General features: G+C 61.2%; 10 protein-coding genes. All 10 read left to right on the top strand.

The window, feature by feature from the left end:
* The first annotated feature begins 985 nt into the window (after positions 1-985).
* The 10 genes from Q4543_RS23185 to Q4543_RS23230 all read left to right on the top strand — a co-directional run bounded on the left by Q4543_RS23185 (position 986) and on the right by Q4543_RS23230 (position 8,236).
* Positions 986-1,963, top strand: a complete 978-nt coding sequence (locus tag Q4543_RS23185) for a YHYH protein (protein ID WP_303442274.1) — start codon at positions 986-988, stop codon at positions 1,961-1,963.
* A complete protein-coding gene (locus Q4543_RS23190) occupies positions 1,960-2,565 on the top strand; it encodes a YbhB/YbcL family Raf kinase inhibitor-like protein (RefSeq protein ID WP_303442277.1) in 606 nt (201 codons plus the stop codon). Before Q4543_RS23185 ends, Q4543_RS23190 begins: the two co-directional genes overlap by 4 nt.
* 32 nt (positions 2,566-2,597) lie before the next feature.
* Positions 2,598-3,245 carry a PEBP family protein gene (locus Q4543_RS23195; RefSeq protein WP_303442281.1) on the top strand — a complete coding sequence of 216 codons (648 nt, stop codon included), beginning with the start codon at positions 2,598-2,600 and terminating at the stop codon, positions 3,243-3,245.
* Between the two features lie 346 nt (positions 3,246-3,591).
* Complete coding sequence (locus tag Q4543_RS23200) at positions 3,592-4,479, top strand: LysR family transcriptional regulator (protein WP_303442284.1); 888 nt, start codon at positions 3,592-3,594, stop codon at positions 4,477-4,479.
* Between the two features lie 106 nt (positions 4,480-4,585).
* The gene (gene wrbA / locus Q4543_RS23205; protein ID WP_303442287.1) at positions 4,586-5,224 is read left to right on the top strand and encodes an NAD(P)H:quinone oxidoreductase; all 639 of its coding nucleotides are present in this window, start codon (positions 4,586-4,588) and stop codon (positions 5,222-5,224) included.
* Entirely contained in the window at positions 5,224-5,862 is a 639-nt protein-coding gene (locus Q4543_RS23210; RefSeq protein ID WP_303442289.1) for a DsbA family protein, read from the top strand. Before wrbA ends, Q4543_RS23210 begins: the two co-directional genes overlap by 1 nt.
* 12 nt (positions 5,863-5,874) lie before the next feature.
* Positions 5,875-6,024 carry a hypothetical protein gene (locus Q4543_RS23215; RefSeq protein ID WP_303442292.1) on the top strand — a complete coding sequence of 50 codons (150 nt, stop codon included), beginning with the start codon at positions 5,875-5,877 and terminating at the stop codon, positions 6,022-6,024.
* A 22-nt stretch (positions 6,025-6,046) separates the two neighbouring features.
* Positions 6,047-6,949 (top strand): EamA family transporter, encoded by a 903-nt coding sequence (locus tag Q4543_RS23220; RefSeq protein ID WP_303442295.1) that lies wholly within the window; start codon positions 6,047-6,049, stop codon positions 6,947-6,949.
* Positions 6,950-6,984: 35 nt separating this feature from the next.
* Entirely contained in the window at positions 6,985-7,707 is a 723-nt protein-coding gene (locus Q4543_RS23225) for a DUF4386 domain-containing protein (RefSeq protein ID WP_303442298.1), read from the top strand.
* 82 nt (positions 7,708-7,789) lie between these two features.
* Positions 7,790-8,236 carry a VOC family protein gene (locus tag Q4543_RS23230; protein ID WP_303442300.1) on the top strand — a complete coding sequence of 149 codons (447 nt, stop codon included), beginning with the start codon at positions 7,790-7,792 and terminating at the stop codon, positions 8,234-8,236.
* Positions 8,237-8,654 lie beyond the last annotated feature (418 nt).

Below are 8,654 nucleotides of genomic sequence, written 5' to 3' on the forward strand. Positions count from 1 at the left end.
TCGGTCTGCTCATCCCCTCCAGTTATCGCACTGGATTCGCAAGGTGAATCCCTCACAGGCTTTGTGCAACAGAGCCACTCCGATGCAATCAAGGTTGATGAGCGATTCAATGCGTGACCATATCTGAAACCCGCATGGGGCGGGCCAGATACACGGACGTCATGGAACTCCCCTCATGGGCGATCAGGTCGAACCTGTTTGGAATACTCTTCGGATCCATTCCCATTCCGCCAAAGCCGCAGCGACCTGTCCGTGCCGTGGCACGGTTTCGCGCCAAGTTCACAGCATCACAAAGATCCTCGTCGTGCAGGGCCTCCAACGCTCTCAACAGGTCAAGGCGAGATCATAACACTCACTCTGCGCGAACCATGCCCCAGCTGGGGCGGCCCCGTTCGTATCATCGAGATCTATCTACGCGGGCAAAAACCGATGTCGCGCGCGCCACGGAGGGCAGACCGCATGACAAACCGCCTGGCAAAGTTCACACATTGTAACCGGCTTGATCGTGCAGATCCGGCTCAGATATGCGTTCGCCGCGTGGTGGATGCACGTTAGCGATGCGCAGATTGCAGATACTCGTCGTCCAGCCCGAACAACGCACGACAACCGCTAACGGCCCTAAGCCGCCGCTCGCTCCATCGGTCAGCGCTGCGGTGCAGCTTCACCAAACCCGCCATGCGTGCGCCGCGCAGCATTTTGGCAGACCAAATGACGGTGTGCTGACAAGGCACTATATGATTGCCGCGCCAATGGCTGATGTCAAAGAGTGACTTTAGCATTTGATGATAGCTGATTTTGCAAAGCAACCACTCCTCTGCGTTTGTATTGCAATGCCAGGCCAACATAAAATTTTGAGGCAGTAACAGGCCAAAAACTGTCGGCCGCATCTGTCCTCGTCAAATTTCAAAAGAAAGAAACGACGGAAAACCCAGAATGCAGCGTATAATTTTTAAAACCATTCCCAATCCTTACCGAAGGCATCCACATGCGTCATTTGCTTCTTCCGCCTGGCCTGGCCGTGCTCGCCTGTCTTTACGCCACAACAGGGCAAGCCCATGAAGACTCCTTTCACTGCGAAGCGGTCATGGAATCCGTTGCGGAGGCGGGTTTTGACGATGTGGTCACGGTGACCTGCACCGACAATCAGGCCCTGATCTCGGGCGACACCTATCCCGACCACGAGATGATGACGGGGATCATTGGCACGAACGAGCAAGTGCCCGTGCCTGCGGTTGACTACGCCTCTCCTATTATATTGGCCCCTGTCAAAGGAACTGCGCCTCATACCCGCGATGCGGCGCTTGGCGTGGCAGTGAACGGGGTGCCGATTTATGACTACACCGCTGGCGGCGAGATGTCGCAAGAGGATCTGGCGACCTATCAGGCCAACTTGGACACTGTCGCGACGGGTCAGCTTGATGCCTGTGGCGGCCATGCGGGGCGCGGCGACGACTACCATTATCATGCAGCACCGACCTGCATGATTGATCAGATGGCGAACAAGGGCCCCGATGCGATCATCGGCTGGGCGTTCGACGGCTTTCCGATCTACGCAGATACTAATCCTGACGGCACCGCCATCGCCGCAGGCGTTCTGGATGTGTGCAACGGGCAGGCCGACGATGTCTTTGGATATCGCTACCACACGTCCGAAGGCGCTCCCTACATCATCCAATGCCTGATGGGGGAAGTGCCCGACATCGATGCCCTGCCGCGTGTGCGGCCCTTAGGTGCAGCAGACGGTGGTCGCGGGCCAGAAGCTGGCCAGCCACCGCGCGGCGGGGTTGATGATTTGGTGTTCGTGCAGGACGAGGACGGCACCCGGACCATGACCTACAGTTATCAGGGCGGCGATTACTACATCAAATACGCCCCGTCCGAGACCGAGAATTGCTACAACTTCGAGACCCGCACCGTGACCAACGGCGGGGAATTGTTCGAGAAGGAGTTGTGCCGCGAATGACCCGTTTTTCCGCTTTAGCCATCGCCATGCTGTGCTACACGACCGCATCGCCCGGCGTCGCGCAGCAAATGCCGCCGCCAAAGCTGGGTGACGCACCCGCCGTTCATGCAGCGGGGCCGAAGTTCACCGTGACAAGTTCAGCACTGGAGGACGCCGCTTCCTTGCCCGACGATCTGCGCTGCACCCGCAGCGGCGGGGACGGCGTTTCGCCGCCGCTGTCATGGGAAAATGCGCCTGCTGATACGCAGGCCTACGCCATCGTCATGCAGCATTATCCCCGTGGCACCTATCCGGGCGTAAACGAGCCGAGCCATTATTGGCTGGTCTGGAATATACCCGCCGATGCGGACGGCGTGGCGCGGGGCAATCCGGAGTCCTTGGGGGTAGAGGGCAGCGATAAAGACCTGCGCGCGACGGGCTATACGCCGCCTTGTTCGCCAGCCGGTGCGGGCACCCATGAATACACGCTCTGGGTCTATGCTCTTGATGCGCCGCTGGCTGATCTGCCGGAACAAGATGACATCGGCATTGGTTGGACCGACGTTATGGCCGCGCTGAAGGGTCATGTCCTTGCCGGCGACTCCATCACTTTCCTGAACTAAATCACGACAGCTTTGACACGATTGGACACGATATGCGTTTTATCTTTGCGACAGTAGCAGCCCTGACAGCCTGCGCCGCTCAGGCCGAAACCCGCGATATCACCGCCGACGTTTGGGTTGATAACTGGTTCACCATGTCCGCCAATGGCGAGGTGGTCCTTGAGGACTCCGTGCCGATCACGACAGAGCGGTCTTTCAACAAAGAAACCGCGACCTTTTCGGTCGATCTGCCAGCGGTGATCGCGATTGAGGCGAAGGATTTCAAGGAAAACGAGAGCGGCTTGGAATATATCGGCACAGATCGGCAACAAATGGGCGACGGCGGCATGATTGCCCAGTTCAAGGACGCGGTGTCTGGCAAAACGCTTGCCGTGACTGACGCGGATATGAAATGCCTTGTCGTGCAGTTTGCGCCGGTAGAGCCGTCTTGCGCTGATGAAGCGAACCCTGTTGCCGGGGAAGGGGCCTGCGGATTTGTTGCCACTGACATTCCGGCGGACTGGACCGCACCCGATTTTGATGACAGCGACTGGCCCGCCGCAATCGTCCATTCCGCAGCTGACGTCGGCCCGAAGGACGGCTATGATGAAGTCACATGGGACGACAGCGCAGAGCTGGTTTGGGGCGAAAGCCTGAAGCAGGACAACACCTTGCTATGCCGTTTGACGATCAGCGAATAGGTAAAACAACATCTGAAGGGTGTGGCATATTACATGCCTTACCCTTTAGAACTGCATTCCGGCATCATGACAAAGAAACTGGTAGAACGGAGTCGGAGCGGCCTTCCGCACTGAAGCGATAAACTCAAAAACCGTGCCCGTCGGAATGTTCGCTTCGACCGATGGCGCGTTCTTGGCTCGCAGATGCAGCGAAAGTCCGGTTTCCGCCCTTCAGGCTTTGGCGCAGGACGCGGCGAACAACCTCCCCCGGCTCCATTCAACCTTTCCAGTTCTGCAATGACGACTTGATGGTATTAGCGAGGCAGGAATATTCCTCGCTGCACGCCTCAACCATGGAGAATGACCTGTGGACAAGCTCTCAGTCATGCATGCCTTTCGTCGCATTGTCGAACGCGGGAGCTTTGCGCGTGCGGCTGAGGATCTGGGTGTTTCCCCGGCTCTCCTCAGCAGGGAGATCAAGCTGCTGGAAGAAAGCCTTGGCAGTTCGCTTCTGACGCGGACCACGCGGTCGATGTCGCTCACTGATGCCGGGCGTGTCTACTACGACGAAGCCATCAACATCCTGGACGCAGTAAGAAACGTCGAGACCCGCATACGGGAGGGAGCAGGCGCAGTGCGGGGCCACCTGAAGGTGAACGCCTCCAGTTCCTTCGGACAGACCGTCATCGCCCCGATCCTGCCAAGGTTCCTTGAGGAATATCCGGACCTGAAGCTGACCCTCTCGCTCGACGACCGGGTCGTCGACATGGTCGAAGGCGGTTTCGACCTTTCGATCCGCATCCGCGCCGTGATGCCGGATTCCGCCCTCGTCGCGCGCAAGGTCGGCACCATGCGGCAACGCATCTTTGCATCTCCGGCTTATCTGGAAGACGTCGGCGGTCCCGAGGCGCCGGAGGAGATCCCTGATCATCGGGTTGTCGGCTTCCTCCTGGCTGACCATTTGACCACGTGGGAGCTTCACGGTCCGGAGGGAATGCGGACCATCGAACTCGATCCACCCGTCCGGGTCGGAAACAGTCTTGTCCTGCGTGACTTGCTGGTTGCCGGACATGGCATCGGCACCTTGCCGGACTTCGTCTCGGCCGAGGCGGAAGCGCGGGGTGACTTGGTGCGTGTCCTCCCGGAGTGGGAGTTGCCGTCACCAGAGATCTTCGCAGTAACCGCATCCCGGCTCGGCATGGATGCCAAAGTGACAGCCTTCCTTGAACACCTGCGCGCGGCGCTCAATCGCTGAGATTATTCAACCCACGTAAAGAATGAAGTGACAGCGCGCCGGTTATTCCCGCGCGCCGTTTCGCTGATCTTCCAAGGCATCGAAAACCACTGCCAGAGAGGATCACATGACACGCGTTCTCGTTATATACTATTCCAGCTACGGCCATGTCCGCACTCTCGCAGAAGCGGAGGCCGAAGGTGCCCGGTCGGTTCCCGGCACCCATGTCGACGTCCGGCGCGTCCCCGAAACAGTGCCCGAAGATGTTCGCAAGACAGCAGGGTTCGCTTCCGACGATACGCCGGTCGCCTCACCCGCAGATCTTGAATCCTACGACGCCATCATTTTCGGAACGCCGACGCTGTTCGGCATGATGGCGGGGCAGATGAAGTCGTTCCTCGACCAGGCCGGGGGCCTCTGGGCACGAAACGCCCTGGTCGGAAAGGTCGCAGCGGTCTTCGCCTCCACCGGCTCGCAGCACGGCGGGCATGAGGCCACGCTGCTTTCGTCCCAGATCCCGCTCCAGCATTTCGGGATGCTCATCGCCGGGATGCCTTACACCTTCGCCGGCCAGAAGACGGGCGAGGCAATCGTCGGCGGCGCGCCCTATGGCGCAGGCACGATCGCGGGGGCGGATGGCTCGCGCGCGCCCACGGCAACCGACCTGGCCGGTGCGCGCTTTCAGGGCGCGCATGTGGCGCGGATCGCAGCGCACCTTGCCGATGCCGACCTGAGCGGGGCTGTTCTCGACGGGGAGGCCGCGTGATGCCTGCCTTGACAGTTGATTTCTTTCACGACGTCGTCTGCTGCTGGTGCTTCAACATCTCGTCGCGGATGCGCAGCCTTGCCGAGGAATTCGACCTCGACATCCGGCACAGAACCTTCGTACTTCAAGACAGCCCGACAGAGATGGCGGAGCGCTGGGGCAGCCCCGCCCAAGCCCGCGCGACTATCCTCGAACATTGGAAGGTTTGCCGCCAGGTCAGCGACTGGCCCGACCTCATCAATGTTGAAGGGATGCGCGCGGCTCCGTTCGACTATCCGCACGGGATGACCGCCGCGCGCGCCTGCAAGGCGGCCGAGCAGATCGGGGGCCAACCGGCCCACTGGGACATGTTCGACAGGCTTCAGCTGGCCCATCTCAGCGGAGCCCAGGACATTGCCGACCCGGACACCGTCCTGGATGTCGCCCGCGACCTGGGCTTCGGGGGCGCGACCTTCGCCGAGGCCTTCAACAATGCGGCAACTGCACGCGCTGTCGAGAATGACCGGCAGCATGCCCTCAGCTTGCAAGTGCATTCGATACCCGCCCTGATCATCCGCGAGACCGGCACCCGGCTTGTCAATGGGCCGCGCGAAGATCTCGCAGCGCAACTGCGAGCGGCCCTCCGGCTGGCCGCGTGAAGGAGAACAGCCATGATCATCTCGTTCTTCCGCAGGTGGAGGTCCCATCCCGGCCGGATTTTTCGCCGCCTTCCGCCCGATCTCCCGCCCCACATGATGCGCGACATCGGCCTGCCGCCCAAGGCTGACCGCCCGCGCATCCCCCTCAATCGTCTCTGGTGAGCCTTTCAAGGAGGGTGGACCCATGTCCCGCACAACCGACATATTCCTGACAGCGCTGGCTCCGGCGATCTGGGGCAGCACCTATCTCGTGACGACCGAGGCGCTGCCAGACGGCTACCCGGTTACTTTGGCGGTGCTTCGCGCCCTGCCTGCTGGACTTCTGCTGCTGGCCGTAACGCACCGCCTGCCGGGCCGCGTTTGGATTGGACGCATCTTTCTGCTGGGCAGCTTCAACTTTGCGCTGTTTTGGGTCCTCCTTTTCATCGCAGCCTACCGGTTGCCGGGAGGGGTCGCGGCCACGCTCGGCTCCCTTCAGGCGATGATGGTCATCGGCATGGCGCGCGGCTGGCTCGGCACACCGATCCGGGCGGGTGCCGTTGCTGCCGCGGCGGCCGGGGCCATTGGCGTCGCCCTCCTGCTGATCAGCCCGGAAGCGCGCCTCGACCCGATCGGGATTTTCGCCGGGCTTGGCGGAGCCGCGTCCATGGCAGCAGGCACGGTCCTCAGCCGGAAATGGCAGCCGCCGGTGTCCGCACTCACCTTCACCGCTTGGCAACTGACCGCAGGCGGCCTCATCCTGTTGCCGGTCGCCCTGCTTGTGGAGCCGCCGCTGCCCGCGCTTACCGGTGCGAACCTCGCTGGTCTCGCCTGGCTCGGTCTCGTCGGCGCAGCCGCCACTTATGCGATCTGGTTCCGGGGCGTGGCGCGGCTCGAGCCTGGTGCCGTCTCCATGCTCGGCATGATGAGCCCGATTACTGCGGTGGCGCTTGGCTGGGTCTGGCTCGGGCAGTCACTGTCGCTCTTGCAGGCTGTCGGGGCGATGATCGTCCTTGGATCGGTCTGGGCCGGCCAGCGCGCCAACCAGCCAACCGGCTCGGGGCTGACTTCCCCGGCTCCTATTCCGCGCAACAAAGTCACAGCCTGAAGCTGGGCCGCCCTACACCAGAAAGGAAGTCTGCCATGCGAGCCTTCGAAGACCCTTCATCCCTGTCCTATGCCCGCCTGACCGGGGCACTTTACCTGGCTATCGCGCTGGCTGGCGGGTTCTCGATCCTCTACGTGCCCGTGATGCTGAATGTGCCCGGCGATCCCGCAGCGACCTTCGACAACATCGCGCGCCACCGCGGGCTGTTTCATGCCGGCCTGATCGGTGATCTCGTGATGATGACGGCCGAGATCTTCGTCTCCGCCATGCTCTATTTCATGTTCCGCTCCGTAAACCCGACACTGGCCCTGGCCGCCTGTTTCGCGCGGCTGATGATGGTCGCGGTGATGAGTTCCATGCTGTTCTTCCACGCTGGGTCCCTGGCTCTGGCAGATGGGAGTGTTCCGCTGGGCAGTTTCTCTGAGGCGCAGAGGCTCCAGCTGGCCGGCCTCATGCGCCATGTCCACGACGCCGGCGTCTGGATCTGGCAGGTGTTCTTCTGCCTGCACCTCATCCTCCTGGGGAGGCTGGTCGTGCGCTCTGGCCTATATCCGCGGTTGATCGGCGTGGGCCTCATGGTGGGGGGCACAGGCTATCTTGTCGATAGCGTGCAGGTGTTTGCTCTGCCCGAAGCGGCAACCCTCGAAGCCTTGAAAGTGGCATTGCTGATGGTCGTCACGGCCGCGGAGCTGAGCTTCGCCCTGATGCTCATTCTGCGGGGGCCACGCCCTTCCACGCCGCATGCTGCGCAAGGCTGACCCAGAGCCGAGGACGGCGCAGAAATTTCCGGAAGCCTCAGAAGGGCGAACCGGACCGGTTCAGGATGGAAAGGAAAGAGCCATGGACAATCGAAACTTCCAAGTTCGCGCCATCGGAGAGATTGCCATCAGGTGCGTCGACTATGGGGCCATGGTGGCCTTCTACCGGGATGTGATCGGGCTAAGTCTCATGAACGACCCGGACAACACCCCCATCGCGTTCTTCAGGATCGCTGACGGCTTCGGGGGGCATACGGCGGTCCTGGCATTGTTCCGGCATGACGTGGAGGGCGCCGGCAGAGCCCACGGCAGTCCGAAGCCGCCTGGAACGGGACCCGCATCCTCGCTGCATCACCTCGCCCTTAGCCTCCCTTGGGACGAGCAGGATGCGGTAATGGCCTGGTATGAGCACCTTGGGTGCGCCTACGATGTCAAGTATTTCGACTGGGTCGGTTGGAGGGGGATTTTCACGCTCGATCCCGATGGCAACACCATCGAACTTGTCTCGAAAGATCCTGATCACCGATAGTTGCCTGAAATCGGCGTCTGCTCAATTGTCACCTGCGACCAATCGAACGATTTCATGGGCACCCGCAAACCTCGGGTCGGGTCAATTTCGACTTGCATAGCAACGGGGGCCGAAAAAGGGGCTAACGGCGAGAAGGACCGCGGCCCCCTCCGCTTCGAGGGTGAGATCGTCGCCGAGTTGGACGACGTGCACGATGGGTTCTGGCGCAACAGCGACAGCTGAGCGTTACCGTGACCGTCCCAGGCGAATACGCTGGGCGCAAGGACGCAACGGGCCAGAAACTGACATTCGCACGAAACGCAGCGAACGACCGGTCTCTGCCGTCATTCCCCCGTTGATAACTGTTCCATCCCGGATGATCACATAAACCCTCGGCGGTCTGCCCTTTTCATGGCAAGATCGGTTCTGAGGGAAGTTC

The sequence above is a fragment of the Salipiger sp. 1_MG-2023 genome (assembly GCF_030547555.1).
Lineage (GTDB): Bacteria > Pseudomonadota > Alphaproteobacteria > Rhodobacterales > Rhodobacteraceae > Salipiger.